The 19788-nt window shown below is 45.8% G+C and carries 16 protein-coding genes and 1 pseudogene; 6 read left to right on the top strand and 11 right to left on the bottom strand.

Annotation, left to right across the window (positions count from 1 at the left end):
• Nucleotides 1–60 precede the first annotated feature (60 nt).
• The 3 genes and pseudogenes from AB447_RS20090 to glpT all read left to right on the top strand — a co-directional run bounded on the left by AB447_RS20090 (nucleotide 61) and on the right by glpT (nucleotide 3509).
• A complete protein-coding gene (locus AB447_RS20090) occupies nucleotides 61–996 on the top strand; it encodes an aldo/keto reductase (protein WP_046130534.1) in 936 nt (311 codons plus the stop codon).
• Between the two features lie 272 nt (nucleotides 997–1268).
• A pseudogene (locus tag AB447_RS20085) lies at nucleotides 1269–2127 on the top strand (glycerophosphodiester phosphodiesterase).
• 20 nt (nucleotides 2128–2147) lie between these two features.
• Nucleotides 2148–3509, top strand: a complete 1362-nt coding sequence (glpT, locus tag AB447_RS20080) for a glycerol-3-phosphate transporter (protein WP_046130535.1) — start codon at nucleotides 2148–2150, stop codon at nucleotides 3507–3509.
• A gap of 151 nt (nucleotides 3510–3660) precedes the next feature.
• Here glpT and htpG read toward each other — a convergent pair whose 3' ends face one another.
• Nucleotides 3661–5541: a molecular chaperone HtpG gene (htpG, locus tag AB447_RS20075; protein WP_046130536.1), complete on the bottom strand. Its 1881-nt coding sequence runs from the start codon at nucleotides 5539–5541 to the stop codon at nucleotides 3661–3663.
• 427 nt (nucleotides 5542–5968) lie between these two features.
• On the opposite strand from htpG, the gene AB447_RS20070 reads away from it, so the two are divergent.
• Nucleotides 5969–7507: an ABC-F family ATP-binding cassette domain-containing protein gene (locus AB447_RS20070; protein ID WP_048353390.1), complete on the top strand. Its 1539-nt coding sequence runs from the start codon at nucleotides 5969–5971 to the stop codon at nucleotides 7505–7507.
• A 32-nt stretch (nucleotides 7508–7539) separates the two neighbouring features.
• Here the strand turns inward: AB447_RS20070 and yidA are convergent, their stop codons facing one another.
• From yidA to AB447_RS20050, 4 genes are all read right to left on the bottom strand, one after another.
• A complete protein-coding gene (gene yidA, locus AB447_RS20065; protein ID WP_048353389.1) occupies nucleotides 7540–8352 on the bottom strand; it encodes a sugar-phosphatase in 813 nt (270 codons plus the stop codon).
• Nucleotides 8353–8506: 154 nt separating this feature from the next.
• Nucleotides 8507–9556, bottom strand: a complete 1050-nt coding sequence (locus AB447_RS20060) for an iron-containing alcohol dehydrogenase family protein (protein WP_048353388.1) — start codon at nucleotides 9554–9556, stop codon at nucleotides 8507–8509.
• Nucleotides 9556–10206, bottom strand: a complete 651-nt coding sequence (locus tag AB447_RS20055) for an MtnX-like HAD-IB family phosphatase (RefSeq protein WP_048353387.1) — start codon at nucleotides 10204–10206, stop codon at nucleotides 9556–9558. Before AB447_RS20055 ends, AB447_RS20060 begins: the two co-directional genes overlap by 1 nt.
• Before the next feature lie 151 nt (nucleotides 10207–10357).
• Nucleotides 10358–10822, bottom strand: coding sequence for a DUF3052 family protein (locus AB447_RS20050; RefSeq protein WP_048353386.1), 465 nt, complete (start codon nucleotides 10820–10822; stop codon nucleotides 10358–10360).
• A gap of 158 nt (nucleotides 10823–10980) precedes the next feature.
• On the opposite strand from AB447_RS20050, the gene AB447_RS20045 reads away from it, so the two are divergent.
• Entirely contained in the window at nucleotides 10981–11952 is a 972-nt protein-coding gene (locus AB447_RS20045; RefSeq protein ID WP_048353385.1) for an iron-hydroxamate ABC transporter substrate-binding protein, read from the top strand.
• Between the two features lie 234 nt (nucleotides 11953–12186).
• Nucleotides 12187–12897 (top strand): DinB family protein, encoded by a 711-nt coding sequence (locus AB447_RS20040; protein WP_326075442.1) that lies wholly within the window; start codon nucleotides 12187–12189, stop codon nucleotides 12895–12897.
• 483 nt (nucleotides 12898–13380) lie between these two features.
• Here the strand turns inward: AB447_RS20040 and AB447_RS20035 are convergent, their stop codons facing one another.
• The 6 genes from AB447_RS20035 to AB447_RS20010 form a co-directional block, all read right to left on the bottom strand.
• Nucleotides 13381–13533, bottom strand: coding sequence for a FeoB-associated Cys-rich membrane protein (locus tag AB447_RS20035; protein ID WP_048353384.1), 153 nt, complete (start codon nucleotides 13531–13533; stop codon nucleotides 13381–13383).
• Between the two features lie 16 nt (nucleotides 13534–13549).
• Nucleotides 13550–15562, bottom strand: a complete 2013-nt coding sequence (gene feoB / locus AB447_RS20030) for a ferrous iron transport protein B (RefSeq protein WP_048353383.1) — start codon at nucleotides 15560–15562, stop codon at nucleotides 13550–13552.
• Nucleotides 15559–15786 (bottom strand): FeoA family protein, encoded by a 228-nt coding sequence (locus AB447_RS20025; protein ID WP_048353382.1) that lies wholly within the window; start codon nucleotides 15784–15786, stop codon nucleotides 15559–15561. Before AB447_RS20025 ends, feoB begins: the two co-directional genes overlap by 4 nt.
• Nucleotides 15787–15916: 130 nt before the next feature.
• Nucleotides 15917–17002 (bottom strand): acyltransferase family protein, encoded by a 1086-nt coding sequence (locus AB447_RS20020; RefSeq protein ID WP_048353393.1) that lies wholly within the window; start codon nucleotides 17000–17002, stop codon nucleotides 15917–15919.
• 124 nt (nucleotides 17003–17126) lie between these two features.
• Nucleotides 17127–19013 carry an FtsX-like permease family protein gene (locus AB447_RS20015; protein WP_048353381.1) on the bottom strand — a complete coding sequence of 629 codons (1887 nt, stop codon included), beginning with the start codon at nucleotides 19011–19013 and terminating at the stop codon, nucleotides 17127–17129.
• The gene (locus tag AB447_RS20010; RefSeq protein WP_048353380.1) at nucleotides 18988–19752 is read right to left on the bottom strand and encodes an ABC transporter ATP-binding protein; all 765 of its coding nucleotides are present in this window, start codon (nucleotides 19750–19752) and stop codon (nucleotides 18988–18990) included. Before AB447_RS20010 ends, AB447_RS20015 begins: the two co-directional genes overlap by 26 nt.
• Between the last annotated feature and the right edge of the window lie 36 nt (nucleotides 19753–19788).

Here is a 19788-nt window from a genome sequence, read left to right as displayed (position 1 = left end):
AGAACAACTTGGCCGGCCGGGCCGGTCAAGTCTGTCTATTAATTTTTTGGAGGGGAAACGATGAAAAAAGTAAGAATGGGCAAGTCTGATCTTCACGTATTTCCGATCGGTTTGGGAACAAATGCAGTCGGCGGCCATAACCTCTATCCGAACCTGAATGAAGAAACGGGAAAAGAACTGGTTAGGGAAGCGCTCAAAAACGGCGTGACGATGCTGGATACTGCATACATATACGGAATCGGCCGTTCTGAGGAGCTGATCGGTGAAGTCCTCCGCGAATTCAACCGCGAAGATGTTGTGATTGCAACGAAAGCGGCTCACAGGAAAGAAGGAAACGATTTTGTCTTTGACAACTCTCCGGCATTTTTGAAGAAGTCTGTGGACGAGAGCTTACAGCGTCTGCAAACAGATTACATCGATCTCTTCTACATTCACTTCCCAGACGAACATACGCCGAAAGATGAAGCCGTCCAAGCGCTCAACGAGCTGAAAAAAGCGGGGAAAATCCGGGCGATCGGCGTCTCCAATTTCTCTCTCGAACAGCTTAAAGAAGCGAATAAAGACGGACTTGTTGATGTTTTCCAAGGCGAATACAACCTGTTGAACAGGGAAGCGGAAACGACCTATTTCCCGTATATCCAGGAGCATGATATTTCGTTTGTTCCGTACTTCCCGCTCGTATCAGGACTGCTCGCAGGTAAATATACAGAAGACACGACATTCCCTGAAGGCGACCTCCGCAGGGAGATGGAACATTTCCAAAGCGACCGTTTTAAAGAAAATATCAGAAAAGTGAACGAGCTGGTCCCGATCGCTGAGAAGCACAATGTTGACATCGCTCACGTCGTATTAGCCTGGTACCTTGCAAGACCGGAGATTGACATGTTGATTCCGGGAGCAAAACGCGCAGACCAGCTGCTGGATAACTTAAAAACGGCTGATGTCAAACTGTCTCAAGACGATATCGATGACATCGACCAATTGTTTGCAAAATAAACATTTAAAAAACCTATCTTCCATGATAGGTTTTTTTACAAAAAATATTGACAGCGCTTCCAACTCTGATATGATAGGGATTAAGTTAATAATAGTGACGGAGATTCAGGAGATCCACAGAAAAACCCTTTAGTTTCAGAGAGGTTTTTTTGGGGTCTTTTTTCTATGTCGCTTTATTAGCAGATTCATATCCAAAGGGGGAAAGTGAATTTTTGATCCAAAAAAAGAAAGGGGAAACGAACAAAGTGAAAGGACTTTTACGCAGTGTATTCATGTGCGCCGCTCTGATCGGAACCGGCTTAGGAGCGGGCGTTCAGGCGGAGGCTGCGCAACCGGCCGCCAAACCGCTCAATCCTAATAAAATACTAAACATCGCCCACCGCGGTGCATCGGGCCATGCCCCTGAACATACTCTATCAGCCTATGAGCTTGGACAGCGTATGAAAGGAGATTACATAGAAATCGATCTGCAAATGACAAAAGACGGCCGATTGATTGCCATGCATGATGAAACACTGGACCGCACAACAAACGGAACGGGACCGGTCAAAGATCATACATTAAAAGAAATCAAAAAACTGGATGCCGGCTCGTGGTTTAATAAAAAATATCCCGAATCGGCGAAAGATGAGTACGCCGGGTTGAAGGTTCCAACGCTCGAAGAGGTGATTCAAAAGTTCGGCAGAAACGCCGCTATTATATTGAAACAAAATCGCCCGAAGTCTATCCAAAAATGGAAGAAAAGCTGCTGCAAATCCTAAAAAAATATAAATTAACGGGGCCAAGCGTTCATTCGAACAAAGTCATCAATCGTTCAGCACTGAAAGCTTAAAGATCATTCACCGCCTGGACCCTGGCATCCCTCTTGTGCAGCTGCTTTGGTACGATGGGCCGGCGGCCGTTTCGGATGACGAGCTTGAGGCGTATCAATCTTACAGCGTCGGTCTCGGGATGAACTTTGATCAAATTGATCGAGCATACGTCCAAAAGGTGCGCAAACACGGATTGCTCGTTCACCCTTATACTGTCAATGAAAAAGAAGACATGCAGAGACTGTTCGATTGGGGCGTCACCGGAATGTTCACCAACTTTCCCGATCGCCTGCATGAAGTGTTAAACGAAAACAAGTAATACAGACACAGGAGGACAACATGATTAAGCTTTTTAAACCTGCACCGCCGATTGACAGATTGCCTGATGAAAAAATCGATGCTGAATATAAGAAATTCAGACTGCAAGTGTTTCTCGGCATTTTCATCGGATATGCAGCATACTATTTAATTCGCAAAAATTTCTCGCTCGCCATGCCGTATTTTATCGAAGAAGGGTTTTCAAAATCACAGCTGGGCCTGGCCTTGTCAGCCCTTTCGCTGTCTTACGGCATCAGCAAGTTTGTGATGGCGACGATATCGGACAGAAGCAATCCGAGAATGTTCCTGCCGGCAGGTTTGATTCTTTCCGCCATCATCAGCCTGCTTATGGGGTTTGTTCCTTTCTTTACTTCTTCTGTAGCCGTCATGTTTATTATGCTGTTTTTAAACGGCTGGTTTCAGGGGATGGGCTGGCCTCCGTCAGGACGCGTCCTCGTTCACTGGTTCAGCGTGAGCGAAAGGGGAAATAAAACGGCGATCTGGAACGTCGCCCACAATGTCGGAGGCGGATTGATGGCTCCAATTGCCATTGCGGGTGTTGCAGTATTCGCCGGAATCGCCGGCACATCTTCTTCAGGATATGAAGGCGTGTTTATATTGCCTGCACTCGTCGCAATCGTCATCGCATTTATCTCATATTTCTTAATCCGCGATACGCCGCAGTCTGTCGGACTGCCGCCGATTGAAGAATATCGCAACGATTATTCAACAAAAACGAAAAAAACGTTTGAAACCGAATTATCGACAAAGGAAATCCTGTTTAAATACGTATTAAATAATAAATGGGTTTGGGCGATCGCACTTGCGAACATTTTTGTCTATTTCGTCCGCTACGGCGTATTGGACTGGGCGCCTACCTATTTAAGCGAAGAAAAAGGGTTTGATATGAGCAAATCAAGCGTTGCCTATTTTCTGTATGAATGGGCGGGTATTCCGGGAACGCTTTTATGCGGCTGGATCTCTGATAAATGGTTTAAAGGACGCCGCGGACCTGCCGGCTTTGTCTTTATGCTCGGCGTGTTGATCGCCGTGCTCGTATACTGGTTCAACCCTGCGGGAAATCCGTTGGTCGACATGATTTCCTTGATTGCGATCGGATTTCTCATCTACGGCCCGGTCATGCTGATCGGCTTGCAGGCGCTTGACTTTGTACCGAAAAAAGCAGCCGGAACCGCCGCAGGGCTTACAGGCCTGTTCGGCTACCTTGGCGGAACGATGACAGCCAACGCTTTAATGGGAGCCATCGTTGATGCAGCCGGCTGGAACGCAGGATTTACTTTATTAACGGCTTCCTGCGCGATTGCTGCCCTCATCTTTGCGATGACTTGGAATGTTCGTGGACAGGAGGTCGTCAAGCATTAAGTGAAAGGATAGAAATGGGTGATCCCCCAATATCAAAGAGCTGGCTGCTGAAGAGTTTCAAGACTTCCGGTGCATTCTTGTCCTTGGCAAAGACGTAAAAAAAAGCAAAGTAAAAGCTGCGTCTCGAGGCTTCTCGAGACGCAGCTTATTTTTACGACATTACTTTGCAGATATCGTTCGTAAACTCGACAGGATCTTCGATCGGCAGACCTTCGATGAGAAGGGCCTGGTTGTACAGGAGGCCTGTGTACAGTTTGAATTTTTCTTTATCGCTTTCAAAAGCGTCCTGAAGCGTTTTGAAAACGTCGTGATTTGTATTGATCTCCAGTACTTTGTCGGCTTTGACATGCTGATTGTCAGGCATGGCGTTTAAAATTTTCTCCATTTCGATCGTGACTTCGCCGTCGGCAGCAAGGCATACAGAGTGGGTTTTCAGGCGTTTTGACGCCCTTACGCTTTTGACTTTGTCGGCCAGTATGCTTTTCATTTCGTCGAAAAGGGCTTTGTGCTCTTTCTCGTCCGCATCAGATTTGTTTTGGTCTTCGTCTGCCTCGATTCCGAGGTCGCCGCTTGAGACGGATTTGAATTCTTTCTCCTGATACTGCCCCAGCATTTTAATGGCAAACTCGTCAATGTCTTCGGTAAAGTATAAAATCTCGTATCCTTTTTCCGAAACGAGCTCAGTTTGCGGAAGCTTTTCGATCCGGGCATACGAGTCTCCTGACGCGTAGTAAATAAATTTCTGATCTTCAGGCATTCTCGATACGTACTCATCCAGCGTGACAAGCTTTTTCTCTTTGGAAGAGTAGAACAGCAGCAAGTCCTTCAGCATGTCTTTGTTGGCGCCGAATTCGTTGTAGACGCCAAACTTGAGCTGTCTGCCGAACGATTGATAAAAAGACTCGTATTTTTCCCTGTCATTTTTCAGCAGGCTTTTCAGCTCATTTTTGATTTTCTTGCTGATGTTTTTGGCGATCAGCTTGAGCTGGCGGTCATGCTGGAGCATCTCTCTTGAAATGTTGAGGGATAGATCCTCTGAATCTACCATTCCCTTCACAAAGCTGAAGTGGTCAGGGAGCAGATCCGGGCATTTGTTCATGATCAAGACCCCGTTTGAATACAGCTCCAGGCCTTTCTCAAATTCTTTTGAATAATAGTTGAACGGAATGTTCTCCGGTACGAACAATATGGCATGGTATCTGACTGCACCGTCGACGCTCGTATGAATATGGGCGAGCGGTTTGTCAAAACCGTAGTGCTTTTCCGCATAAAACGCTTCATAATCCTCTTTTGTGAGCTCGTTTTTATTTTTCCGCCAAATCGGCACCATGCTGTTGACTGTCTGCTCTTCCTGGACTTCTTCGAATTCGTTTTCGCCGTCTTCTTTCGGCTTATTGACGGTGACATCCATCTTGATCGGATAGCGGATGAAATCGGAATACGATTTAATGATTGATCTTAAACGGTGCACGTCAAGGTATTCATCATAACTTTCATCATCCGTATTTTCTTTCAGTTTCAGAATGATGTCTGTACCGACGTTATCTTTTTGGCAGGGCTCGATCGTATACCCGTCGGCTCCCGCAGATTCCCACTTATACGCTTCATCGCTGCCAAGCGCCTTTGTGATAACGGTGACAACATCAGCCACCATAAACGCGGCGTAAAATCCGACGCCGAACTGGCCGATGATATCGTGCCCGTCTTTCAGTTCATTTTCCTGCTTAAACGCAAGCGAACCGCTCTTTGCGATCGTTCCGAGGTGCTCTTCCAGCTCCTCTTTTGTCATGCCGATCCCGGTATCTGATACGGTCAATGTTCTGTTTTCCTTATCGGCCTTCACTTTTATGTAATAGTCATCTTTGTGAAATGTTAAAGAATCATCCGTGAGCGCTTTGTAGTAGATTTTATCGATGGCGTCGCTCGCGTTGGAGATCAGCTCCCTTAAAAAGACTTCCTTTTGGGAGTAAATTGAGTTAATCATGATGTCTAACAATCTTTTGGATTCTGCTTTGAATTCTTTTTTAGCCATCTTTTCTCTCTCCTTTTTGTGATGAAAACGATTTTTCAATATCCTTCCTATTCACATCTTAAATAACATACCGTCTGATTGATGTCAATATGTAATGGAAATGAGCAATTTGACATCCGTACCCGTCCTTCATATAATTTGATAATGAAGGAAATTTTGACTGCATGAGGTGGAAAGGAATGAAAATCTTATCAACTGTTCTTAAAAGAGAATTGGCTTAAAGACGGGAGAAGTCTGCCCTTTTTTAGACAAGCCATCTCGGGAACAGTTTGATACGATTTCACATCCTTTCTTGCTGTATGTTCATATGTAGCGGGTGAGGTGTATTTGCCTTACCCGCTTTTTTTGCCGGCAGGATGGCGATGCTTCGCGCTGTTCTCTTTAGATGGCTTGTTTTTCAAAAATAAGCCTGAAGGAGAGAATGATCATGAGTATTGTCAATGTAACGAACCTTACCCATATGTACGGAGACCGGATCATATTCCGGAATGTCAGCTTCCGCTTGCTGAAAGGCGAGCATGCCGGCCTCGTCGGGGCAAACGGCGCCGGAAAGTCGACATTGTTCCGGCTTTTGACCGGAAGCCTGTTGCCTGATGACGGGTACATCGAATGGCATCCGAATGTCCGGGCCGGTTTTCTCAAGCAGCACGCCGAGCTGACGGCTGGCACCACCATCCTTCAGTACATGGAAAAGGCCTATGAACGGCTTTTTGAAATCGAAATGGAAATGAATGTGCTCGCTGAAAAAATGGCCGATCCCGGAGACAACCTGGAGGTCATGCTGAAAAGATACGGAGAGCTCCAGACCGAACTGGATGCTTCAGGATTTTACCAAATCGGCGCCAACATTGAGGATGCCGCCCAAGGCCTCGGCTTGACGGAAATCGGCCTTGATCAGGATGTCACGGCTTTAAGCGGAGGCCAGCGTACGAAGCTGCTGCTGGCCAAGCTGCTGCTCGAAGAACCTGATGTGCTGTTGTTGGATGAGCCGACCAACTATTTGGATGCCTCACACATTGAGTGGCTGACAGGCTACTTGAAAAACTATGAGCACACATTTCTCGTCATCTCCCATGACGAACGCTTTTTAAATGAGATCACGACGGTTACATTCCATCTGGAACATCAAACGATAAAACGCTACTCCGGCAACTATCAATATTTTCTGAAGGAATATGCGCAAAGCCGGGCACAGGCAGAAGCCGCTTACGCAAAACAGAACAGGGAAATTAAAAAGTTAGAGGCGTTTATCGACCGCAACAGAGTCCGAAAAGCGAAACAGGCCAAAAGCAGGGAAAAAGCATTAAGCAAAATCAAGCGAATCGAAAAACCGACAGATTCTCATGTCCCCCGCTTTGAATTTACAACGGGGCGGAATCCGGCGATGACCGTGCTCAAGACGGAAAAGCTTGAGGCCGGTTACACGGTGCCATTATTCAAGCCGCTTTCCCTGACTGTAAAGCGGGGCGATAAAATCGCCATCGTCGGTGAAAACGGCGCCGGAAAATCGACGCTTGTCAACACGCTGCTAGGCGAGCTTAAGCCCTTAAGCGGCATCGTCACGGCAGGACAGCATTTGCAGGCCGCTTATTTTAAACAGGAAAGCCTCGCCTCACGCGAGACGCCGCTTGAAAAAGTACAGGCGCTCTTTCCGAATGTAGCAGAAAAAGACATCAGGCAGACGCTGGTGATGTCCGGTTTGACACAGGAGCATATCAGCCAGCCGCTTGCCACGCTCAGCGGAGGTGAACAGGCAAAAGTCCGGCTTGCGGAGCTGATGCTTTCAAGAAGCAACCTGCTCGTCCTCGACGAACCGACGAACCACCTTGACAGATCGGCAAAATACGCTTTAAAAAAAGCACTCTCGAACTATAACGGAACGATTTTGCTCGTGTCCCATGAACCGTCCTTTTATGAAGACTGGGTGACGCACGTCTGGCGGATCGAAGACTGGATCAGAATGTAAAATAGGCCGGCCTTTTCATAAGGCCGGCTTTTTTATTTGGATAAAACAAGCTCACGTATCGCGTGGGCCACGCCGTTTTCATTATTTGAACGCGTTTCGTAATTCGCGGACGCCTTTACTTCCGGTATCGCATTTCCCATGGCGACGCCGCAGCCCGCCCATTCGATCATTGTCAGATCATTGCCGTTGTCCCCAATGGCCATGACCTCCTGCTGCGCAATGCCCAACAGGTCGGCCAGCTGCTTGACCGCATTGCCTTTGCTTGCCGCCGGATGAAGGATTTCATAAAAATACGGTGCGCTTTTGACCATGGTGTAGCGTTTTTTGATGTCCTCAGGCACGCTTGCGATGGTCCGATCTAATTTCTCAGGCTCATCAATATACATCGCCTTCGTCACCAGGATGTCTTCCGGAATCTCGTCCAGCGTCCGAAAACGGAGCGGAACCTGGGTGACGTTTGATTCATAGACTGTATAGGGGCTGATATCGCGGTTTGGCGTATATAAATAAGATGAGTCAAAAAAGTGCATCGGGGTATCAAGGGTTTTGCTGAGTTCATATAAAGATTTCACATCTTCATAGCTGAGCGTCAGCTCTGATACGACCTCCTGTGTATGCGTATTTTGAACAAGCGCACCATTATAGGCGATAACATAATCGCCATCTTCATTTAAATTCAGTTCTTCCAGATAGCGGCTCACTCCGCCGAGAGGGCGTCCGGTGCAAAGGACGATCTTCACGCCTTGCGCTTTCCCCGCATGAAGGGCATCACGCACTTCCTCTGTTACCTCATGAAGGTCATTCAACAATGTTCCATCCATATCTATCGCGATTAGTTTGTACATGTTCCACTCTCCCTGATTAAAATCGTGCCTCAAACTCATACCTATGACCTATTTCTCCTTTATTTTACCACAGTCCTTGGCTTTTCCTTTATGGCATCATCCGGAAAACTCCCAACAGCAAAAAACAGCCTCCCGCGGAGACTGTTTGCATGTCTTAAAATATGTCTTGAAGAATGGGGTCTTCATCAAGCAAACGAAGCGCTTTTTGACGGTACGCCTTTTCATGCAAATACGTATAACGGTTTGGCTTCATCGTGTGAGAAAGGCTGATCGCTTCACGAAATTCATGTTTGTCAAGATGAAGCGTTTTTACATAATCGAAAAAGCCCGTCCTTGTAAACACCTTTTCAATTCTCTGAGCACGGTGATTTTGGACATGGGCCATTATATAGGTGGCTAACCCTACTTGTATACCGTGCATCTGCGGTTTTTTTGAGATTTTATCGAGCGCATGGGATATCAGATGCTCTGAACCGCTGATGGGTGCGCTGTTCCCGCTGATTTCCGTGGCGATGCCGCCCATTGTTAATGAACTGACCAATTCTTTCAAAAAGATCGGCTGTTTAATAACCTCCATCGGCGTACGGACGAAACTGTTCACTGCCTTTTTGCTGAGCATAGACGCAAACGCATTCACATCGCCGGCACCGTGCCGCTCTTCAAATTCCCAATCATAAAGAGCGGTAATATTGGACATCAGGTCTCCAATCCCGGCTAAAATAAAGCATGTTGGTGCTTTTTGAATGATATTCAAATCGGCAATAATCCCATAAGGAACCCGGGCCGGCACCGTCGTTTTTTTGCCCTCGACCTGAAGCGAACAATTGCTGCTCGCAAACCCGTCGTTGGATGCCGATGTCGGAATGCTGATGAACGGGGTGCGTTTTGAAAAAGCGATATATTTTCCGCAATCAACGACATATCCACCGCCCATGGCGATCATGACATCATAATTCCCGATGGAAAATGCTTTCTGAAGCAGCTGCTGAAGATCGAGGCTGGACGGCAGTTTAACGGCTTCGACTTTGACTTTTTGAAAAGCGGCTTTTAATGAATTCTTATACTGCTGATATGAAAAGTCATCAAAAAACATAATGGCCTTAGCAAACTGGTGCTTTTCCAAGATCGCCTCCAACCGGCCAAATACGCCTTCACTAATATCCAAAACCGACGGAATGGCGATATTTGTCACCCGGTGCAGCATTAGACGATCATTCCTTTTTGCTTTAAGTACCGTTCGATATCCTCGAAAGTCTCAACCGCTACAAACGGCACATCCTGCTCACGCAATATATCCTGGAGCGCGTCTTTTGCAAACGTAACATCCGCAAATTTTGCCGGATGGGAATCAGGTTCGCTGTCACCCGCGAAATAAATCGTCTGATACTGTTCTTTCAACTTTTGTATAACCTTTGATTTATCAATGCCATAGCGTTCAGAGTAGTGCCAATGGTTTTCATCAATTGTCATATGGACGTTGTCTTCTTTAAAAAAGCCTTTATTTGAATAAACCTCGACATCTTTAATGCCATATTTTTTTAAAATATAATGAATATAATAATCAGTTCCGGCGCTTAGAATGAAAAAGTCGCCGCCATTTTCCCGGACATGCTGAATGAAGTCTGGTACATACTCATCAATCGGAATGGAATGGATGTCATCGATGATTGTTTGTTCGCTTTGATTGATTGAAGCAAAAACAGTGCCTAAAAATTCAATATCTTTTAATTCTCCCGCCTTCCACTTTTTAAACAATTCATGTCCTTCAGGAAAGTATTTATCAATGACCATCCAATAAAAGTCCTGTTTGGAAATCGTCCCGTCAAAGTCTGATACAAATGCCCATTCCTTCATGCTGCATACCTCTTTTCTCTATAGAATTTAAAATATAAGATTTATTATACAGAAAGTTTGTGAATCGTTGAACATGTTGATATTTCATTTTTGTGTACTTTATTTCACAAGGTGAACATTCTTGCCGGGCTAAAAATTCATCGTCAAGCGTTTATGATTCTTTCCCAGTACGTTGTTTCCCTTTTTCCGTCACGGCAAATTTCCGTTTCATTTTCTTGATGTTTTCCGCTTTTCGAAACCTCAGGGCAGACCAATCATCATCAATTGCGATCTGGCGAACCGGCTCATAGCCTTGATCAGCAAGCAATGCGGCTACCGTCTCGCGGCTGCAATCTGAACCCTTGTACACTTTGGAGGATTTTTTCGGATAGCAAAGCCAAAATAATCCGTCCTCTGCCATATGATGCTCCGCTTCCCGGGCTGATGCCTGCAGATCTTCATTTGCCGTGCCAAAAACTTGCACAAAGTCATATTTGCCATTTTCAGCTCTGTCATGTACTTCACCTTGAAATGCGGCCGTGATTTCGTTGTAAGACTCTGGCGCGTTTACGATGAGCACGGACTGCCCGAAGTCTTTAAACTGCAATTTTTTTATAATCGGATGTGTTTCCGCCATCTGTTGATCAATCCTTTTCTGTTTATAGTAACAAATTATCCAAAACAATAATCATCATACAAAGCAAAAAAGTGATAGACGAATGAGGACTTTTTCTGCTATATTTACTTTGATAATGCGAATCATTATCAATTATATACATATATACGGAGGGTCAAATGAAAAAGCGTTCGTTTATTATCGGATTGATTATGATATTATGTTTGTTCGTCAGCGCTTGCAGCTCGTCACAGTCCAACGGGAACACCGGCAGTGAAAAAGGGGCTGCCGAGGCGGCGACAAGAACCTATAAATCGACACGCGGCAATGTAAAAATTCCCGTCAAACCAAAACGGATCGTCACAGACTTTTACGCAGGGGAGCTGTTCTCAGTAGGCGCGAACGTTGTCGGCTCCGGGTCCTGGTCTTTTACAAACCCGTTTTTAAAGGATAAGATGAAGGATGTCACTGATGTGGGCGACCCGATCAACATTGAAAAAGTGATGAAGTTAAAGCCTGATTTAATCGTCGTCATGAAGGATGACAATTATGACAAGCTTTCTAAAATCGCGCCGACTGTCGTCATTCCTTACAACACCGCCAAAAACGTTCAGGAAACCGTAAAGATGTTCGGCGATATCGCGGGTGCAAAAAAAGAAGCGGAACAATTCCTTGCCGATTTTGATCAAAAAGCAAAAGCTGCACGGAAAAAAATCGATAAAGTCATCGATAAAAACGCCACATTCGGAATTTACGAAAACACAGACAAAGGAAAGTTCTGGGTATTTAATGACAACGGAGGCCGCGGAGGCCAAGCCGTCTATAACGCCCTCGGCTTAAAAGCACCTGAAAAAATCGAAAAAGACGTCATCAATACCGGGGAAATGAAGGAGCTTTCGCTTGAAGTCGTACCTGAGTATGCAGCTGATTACATGTTCGTCACCGACTACAGCCCGAACGGAGACAGCAAAACGCTCGACAAGCTGAAGGCATCTGCCGTTTGGAAAAACCTTGACGCCGTTAAAAACAACCGCGTCTTCATCAACGATTTCGACACCTTCTATCCATACGATCCGATCTCTGTCAGCAAGCAGGTCGATTTGATTACTGATATGCTGGTGAAGCGCGAGAAGGAAAATCAGAAGAAATAAAAAAAGCCTGATGACCTTAACACGCAACCTAAATCTCATAAGAAACCGTGTTATTTTCAACACTGAATTAATTCGCTTCCAACCGAGCTATATTGCATTGGCAGTATAAGAACACATGATAAAAGCAGTGGATTTCATAATTGAAATCACACTGCTTTTTTATTTTTAAGTAAAAAAAGGAAATTAATATAACTTAACCTAATAATACCTGTATTACTTTAATAGGAGCGAATAATGGCAATGGATTTAAAACAACGCAAGATTTGGAATGAAAACCATAAGATTTTAACAGACATTATTTTAAAACCTGATGAACACTTGCAGGCAGTTCAATTATTTCTATCTCAGCACTCTTTGCTGCATTCTTCCTCTGCCGGTAAAAAGGCTAAGGCAACACTGGCGGATGAAGTGTTGAAGAGTTTGGATGAAAGAACCTTTAGGATGTATCCTGTTTCAAATCCTGATACGAAAAATTCTATTGCGTGGCATCTTTGGCATATTGCCCGAATTGAAGATATGACGATGAATATTTTGATTGCCAACGAACGACAAGTTCTATTTGCTGACAATTGGCTAAAAAAAATGAATATTGAATTTGCCCATTCTGGCAATGATATGAGCGAAAAAGATATAGCCTTAATAAGTTCAAAAATTGACTTTTATTCGCTATTAGCGTATAGAACAGCGGTTGGTAAACGAACTCGTGACATTGTATCTTCTTTGCGACCTGGTCAATTCAAGGAAAAAGTTGAACCAAAAAGAATAAAACGGTTATTCGAAGAACATGCTGTTTCACAAAATTCTCAATGGCTGGCCGATTACTGGAGCAAAAAAACCATTGCTGGACTAATTCTTATGCCTGCAACAAGACATAATTTTTTACACTTGAATAAATGTATTCGAATAAAAGATCAAATCAATAAGAAAACGAAGAGGACATGTTAGTAAATAGAAATGACTTTCTCATTTAAATACCTTTGTACTGTTGAATATAGACAATATCATTAATTTCAATGACTCTATCTCTCCGGCCTTTTTTCTTTGTTTCACGTGAAACGATATACCTTTATAATACATGTTATGGAAGTGATAGACACATGAAAATCCAAAGGGTTGGACAAATCGGGGTGCCTGTCCAGAAGCTGGAACGGGCGGTTGCTTTTTAAGAGGAAGTACTTGCCCCTGAACCAGCTTTGAATGTCACGGACTGCGGCTCCTCCCTTAGCCTTCCTGAGAAGGAGGAATTTGCGGATTCGGGTTCCGTCATTTTGAAAAAGGCGTTTCATTTGTTGATGAACCGCACCTTATAGCGAAAATAGTTAACACCGAAACAAGGACGGCGTTTTTTGAAGGATACGGAAGGAAATACCCTTGCTCTGATAAGCGAAGTGCGGACATCAGCATGACAGCAAAAAACAGCTGATCACCTCAGCTGTTTTTCATTTCATCACAGGCGGATTGGCATGTGCGATTCAGCTCACAGGCGGCACATTTTCCTTTCCGGCTTCTTTTTACAAACTTAACCAGCGTCCAAGCCGCGTATCCGAAGATGAGCGTCCCGACTGTAATATTAAACAGCATATCGCCAGATCCCTCCTTATGATAGCCCCAGCAGTTTTCCGCCCTGATAAATCACGAATGTCAAGGCGTAGGCGATCGCCAGACCGTATAAAATCGACAAAAACATCCATTTTTTTGAGGTTGTCTCTTTTTTAATCACGGCCACTGTAGCCAGGCACGGAACATACAGCAGAACAAATGCCATAAATCCGTACGCTGCCAAAGGCGAAAATTGATGCGCCATGACCCCTTGCAATTGTGATTCCGGTACAAAGTAAATAATGCTCATTGAAGCGACGACGACTTCTTTGGCGAGAAATCCCGTTAACAGCGATGCGGCGGCCTGCCACGTTCCAAAGCCGAGCGGCGCAAGCAGCGGGGCAATTACGCCGCCGATCATTGCCAAAAAGCTGTGATCCATTTCTACTCCCGTTCCGCCCGGTCCTGTATAAGACAAGATCCAAATGAGGACAGACCCGCCAAAAATATAAGTCCCGGCTTTGCGGACAAATCCTTTTCCTTTTTCCCACGTTGACCGCCATAGCGTACGGGCTTGCGGCAGACGGTACGGCGGCAGTTCGATGACAAAGAACGACTTTTCTTCCTTCAGCTTAGACGAGGATAAAAAGGCCGCCAGCGCCAATGCTGCCGCGATTCCAAGGACGTATAAGGAAAGCACGACAAGCGCCTGGTGAGCCGCAAAAAAAGCTCCCGCAAACAGCGCGTATACCGGAAGCCGCGCCGAACAAGACATAAAAGGCGTCAGCATGATGGTCAACAGCCTCTCTTTTGGCTGCTCAACGGTTCTGGCTGCCATGACGCCCGGCACATTGCAGCCGAAGCCGATGATAAGCGGAATGAATGCTTTTCCGTTTAAGCCGATCGCCTCCATCAGACGGTCCATCACCATCGCGACTCTTGCCATATATCCCGAATCTTCGAGGAGCGATATAAAGAAAAACAGAATGAATATTTGCGGTACGAATACGAGAACACCGCCGACTCCGGCGATAATCCCATCGAGAATCAACGCTTTGATAAACGGGCTCGCCCCCGCCGCCGCTAAAGCCGAAGACGTCCAGTCTGTAAGGGGACCGCTCATCCATCCGTCAAGCGCATCAGACAGCGGGACGCCGAGCCAGTCGAACGTCAGCATAAACATGAGATACATGAATCCGAGGAAAATCGGAATTCCCAGCACATGATGGGTCACAATTGCATCAACCCGCTCGGTTAACGTCCGTTTTCCGCTTGATTCGAATCGAACGGAGCTCGAAATCACGCGTTCGATATACTGTTCCCTGACATGGTAAATGTGCTGGTGCAAGGTCTTCGCCGTTTTCCCTTTCACGATTTCTTCTTCGGCCGCCTGGCGGATCTTTTCCAAGGCGGCTTGATCAGCCGAAGACTCCAGCTGCTCCTTCATTTTCGAATTGCCTTCTAAATACTGAAGGGCCATCCAGCGCTTCGGAACGCCGGGCCGTTCCTGTATGACCGTTTCAAGCTGACGAATTGCCTTCTCCAACACGCTGCCGTAATCGATCACAAGCGGCTTTTGCCCTTCGCCATTCCGTAACAGCAGATGGCGGCTGAGTTCTTCGCACCCTGTGCCGTTCCGGGCGATGATCGGAATAACCGGAACTCCGAGCTGTTTTGACAAGCCGGTGTGATTGATGATGATGCCGCGCTGCCTGGCCACATCTGTCATATTCAAACCGATCGTCAGCGGTTTCCCGAATTCGAGAAGTTGCACCGTCAAATGGAGGTTTCGTTTTAACTGTGAAGCATCCACAATATTTAAGACTTCGGTAAACGGCTCGTGCAATAAGAAATCGGTGACAACCCCTTCATCCCGCGAAAGGGGGCTTAACGTGTATACGCCGGGAAGATCGATCATCGTCCCTTTTTTATGGCGGATCATACCGACTTTTTTCTCGACGGTGACGCCGCTCCAGTTTCCCACGTATTCATAGGAACCTGTCAATGCATTAAATAATGAGGTTTTTCCCGTATTCGGGTTTCCAAAAAGCGCAATTTGCTGTCCAGTCATCGTTTTTCAACCTTTATTTTTTTCGCATCGGTTAATCGAATGCCGATCGATTGCCCGGATGTTTCAAACATACACGGCCCGCCGAACGGCAGTTTCCGCTTCATACAAATCTCTGCGTCTTCTTTTACTCCGAGATGAATCAGCCGCCGCTGCACCATCTCATTGACGTCTGAAAAATCTATGATTCTCGCTTTATCCCTTTGATTCAATTCTGCTAAAACCATCATCGATGCCTCCAGGAATGAAAATGATTCTCGTTATCATATTATGATTATAGGTAGCTCGTCATTTAAAAAGCAAGTGAATATTTTAGTAAAAAAATAGCGGAAAACCTGTCGATTTTCCGCTTGGATTCTACCCTGCGTGATGCTGTATGTTCCGCTCTGTTTTCCGCTGTTTCGGCTGATAGATTTTGCCGACGAACATATAGCCGTATTTACACTTGTTGACCGCCCATGAGATGAACATCGCACCGCCTGTACAAATGACAAAAAGCAGCACACAGGCAGCAGCCGCATGGAGCCCCTCAAAGGCGGTTAAAATCACAAGTCCGAAGATGAGCAGGAAGGCATGCAACAAATAGATGGAAAAAGAATAGTTGCTGATCATCATGATCAGCCTTGGAACTGCGTTCAGCTTGGAAAACAGGTGAAAGCACAAGAAAATGATGCTCGTCGAGTAAAACATGATATCAGGGCGCTTTGAATTAACGGTGATATTCTCCCCGAAAAACGATATGGCGACAATCGCAGCGGCCGAAATGAGAGCTGTACCGTACACCGCATACTTGTACTTGTCCAACAGAGCCAAAAAGCTCTTGTAGTTTTTCCCGCAATAATACGCCAGGCAAAAGTAAAAAAGCCAGCCGGGAAAAGGCACCCATGAAAACGGAAACGGCGCCATCTCTTTTAGAACGGGCGGGTTGATAAACGTAAAATAGCTTAAGTAAAGAGCCGTTACCGCAAAAGAAACGGAAAGCACCCATTTCGGGGAGGCCTTTTGCAAAAAGGAGTGAAAGCACATATGCAGAAGGTAAAACTGAAAGATGACGAGAATAAAGTAGCCGATGAAGTTTCCTAAGAAAATGTTGGCCAATAGCTTGGTTATGATCGCCGTCATATGAAACTGCTGCATCATCAAGCCGGTCGTGACAAACGCGTCAAGAACGGCGATGAATAGAAAGGGAACGAAAATCGTCTTGAATCTCTTTTTCAAAAAACCTTGCGGAACACCGCCGGGATATGCGTGCGCCAGCAAAAACTCGGAAATGAAAATAAACGCCGGTGTGCTGAACATCAGGAGGGTTCTGAAAGATTCAACAACGCGGACGGTATCACTAAGCATGTCTCCCCGAAAGAAAAGGACCATGGAAATCGTATGGAGCAACACGACGCTTAAGCAGGATATACAGCGAATGACGAAAATTTCTTTCACTTGCACATCTAACACTCCTCTTTCAAATTTGAAATATTTTAAAATTAACATAATCATCCAAATTAAAAAAGAGGCGAAGTGCTCAGGTCGCATGAAGTATAAAAAAGAGATTAGACAGCCGTCTAATCTCCTAACGAAGCGCAGCTTTAATCTGCTTCGTATAGTAGAAACGCACGATGAAAAAGTAGATGACCTGAATCGCGAAAAACACGCCGAGAACGATTGCAGATTCCGTAAAGAGATTGTACCGAAACGCATTCGATAATGCCGTGAGCGCCACCGCTCCATGAATCAGCGCAACGATGATAGGTGCAAAGAAAAGGATCGCCATCTGCCTTGTCAGCACCTTATTCAGCTCGCGGCCGGTCAAGCCCACCTTGGATATCGCTTTAAATTTCTCTTTGTCTTCATCCAAATCGGTATACAGGCGGAAATAAAGGAAGCTTCCTGCAGAAACGAAAAAGACAATTCCGATAAACAACCCGATGAATAACATGGGGCCATATCCCCTGCTGAGATCATAAACCTCGTAATCAACGGCCATGAAATTGAGCGGGTCGAGCTTATTGTTTAATATCTCTCCCGTTTTAATCAAGGACGTCTCGTCTTCCCCTTGAGCCTGCCACGCATAAAACCGTTCCTCTGATACCGGCTTTTTCAATTGTTCAAAATCTTCGTCAGAAACGACATAATACATTCCCGGCTTACCCACTGCCCTTGAATACATGGCGTGATCGGCCTGAAGCCGTTTACCTGTTTTCAGCTCGATGGTCTGCTTGTTCCTCTCGATTTCATAGCTGCCGGCATAGCCGTCGAATTCAACCGCCGCGGCTTTTCCTTCAGCCAGCTTGAGGGGCTTCTCGCCGATCAGACCAGCAAGCCGATTGTAATCGGACAGCTTAACCAGCAATTGCTCTTCACCGTTTATCTTCACATATTTGAATTCCGCTTCTGCCTTTTGCGTCTTCACATTCCTGTCGCGCAGCGTCTGATTGATAAAAGCTGTATCCTGTTCTGCCTTTTTGTCATCCCCCCGCGACTGATATGTGAACGTATTCGGGTTCACGCTTTTTGTCGCACCGAGCAAGACCGACTGCACCCCGTAGAGCGCCCCGATTGCGCTGAACGCCACGGTAGAAATGATCGCCACCATAAAAAACGTCCGGGCATTATCCTTTATGCGGTAGGAAAGGTCTGAAAATAAGAGCATGTTCGTTTTTCGCCAGAACAGGGTTTCCCGTTTTTTGATCCTGCGGATGACATAGACGCTTAATTGCGTAAAGAGCAGGTACGTTCCGAGAATGACGACAACCGTCACCGGAAACATGACCAGAAAAACGCCGTTTCCTTTGGCAGTCAAAGCTGCATAATAGCCCGATGCAAGGAGAACGGCCGCAAGGATCGCCAAAAAGACGGAAGCCTTCGGTTCTCCCTTCGGTTTCTTATTTCCCTTTAACAGGTCGATCAGCTTCCCGGTCCTGAGCACGAACGTCACGAGAAACGAAATAAACAAAAATAAAGTCGTAAACGAAACGAACGTGACAATGACCGCCATCAGCGGGAAATAAAAATTGAGCCTGTTTTCAATAATCAGCACATTTTCGGCTGTGAGCAAGATCAATTTCGCGAATATCATGCCGACAGCAATTCCGCCGATGGTGGCAAAGAACCCGATCAGCATATTTTCCATGAAAACCATCATACGGATTTGGCGCATGGACATTCCTTGGATCATTAATACCCCGAACTCTTTTTTCCTTGATTGAAGAAACGAGCTCATCGAATACAGAATAAAGAAAAACGAAAAGACGAAGATGATGCCGCCCGATACATACATACCTGACAGCGCTTTAAGGCCCATCCCGGATTGCCCTGCACCGCCATTGATCGCCGGATGAAACGTAAACATGGCAAACGTAAAAAACACCATCACCGTAAATATGCTGCTGAGAAAATAAGCGGCATAAAGCCTTTTATTGCGGAGGACGTTGTTAAACGCGAATTGACGAAAGGTCATTTGCATCCCCTCCCAATAAGGAAAGCGTGTCCAGAATCCTTTGGAAAAAGGCCTGGCGGTGATCGCCGCGGTTAATTTCCGAATACAGCTTTCCGTCTTTAATAAAGATCACCCGATGGCAGTAGCTCGCCGCCTGAGGATCATGCGTGACAAGCATCATCGTCGTTTTCTCATGGCGATTGATCGATTCAAGCATTTCCATGACGTCTTTGGACGATTTGGAATCAAGATTTCCCGTCGGTTCGTCGGCAAGCAGCAGCTTCGGCGAATGAATCATTGCCCTTGCCACGGCGGCACGCTGCGCCTGCCCTCCTGATATCTCAAATGTCCGCTTTTTCATAATATGTGTAATCCCGAGTTTTTCAGCAAGGTCGTTCGCTTTCCGCTTCATCTCTCTGACCTTTTCCCCGTCAAGCGTCAAAGGAAGAACGATGTTTTCCTCAACCGTTAATGTGTGCAGAAGGTTGAAGTCCTGAAAGACGAATCCCAGTTCCCTGCGGCGGAACTTGGCCAGCTGTTCTTTTTTCAGCACATGCGGGTTTCTGCCGTTGATCAGAATTTCTCCAGTCGTCGGCTCGTCAATGGTTGCGATCATATTCAAAAGGGTCGTTTTCCCGCTCCCGGACGGCCCCATGATCCCGACAAACTCGCCTTCATCAATTGTTAAGTTAATATCGGTTAACGCCCTGTAGGCGATTTTTCCTTCGTATATTTTGCTCGCTTGTTTAACTTGAAGCATCACAAGATCTCCTTTCCTCTTTCGATCTGTGATTTT

This window comes from Bacillus glycinifermentans, from assembly GCF_001042475.2.
GTDB classification, from domain to species: Bacteria; Bacillota; Bacilli; order Bacillales; family Bacillaceae; genus Bacillus; species Bacillus glycinifermentans.
This window is presented reverse-complemented; position numbering and strand designations above follow the sequence as displayed.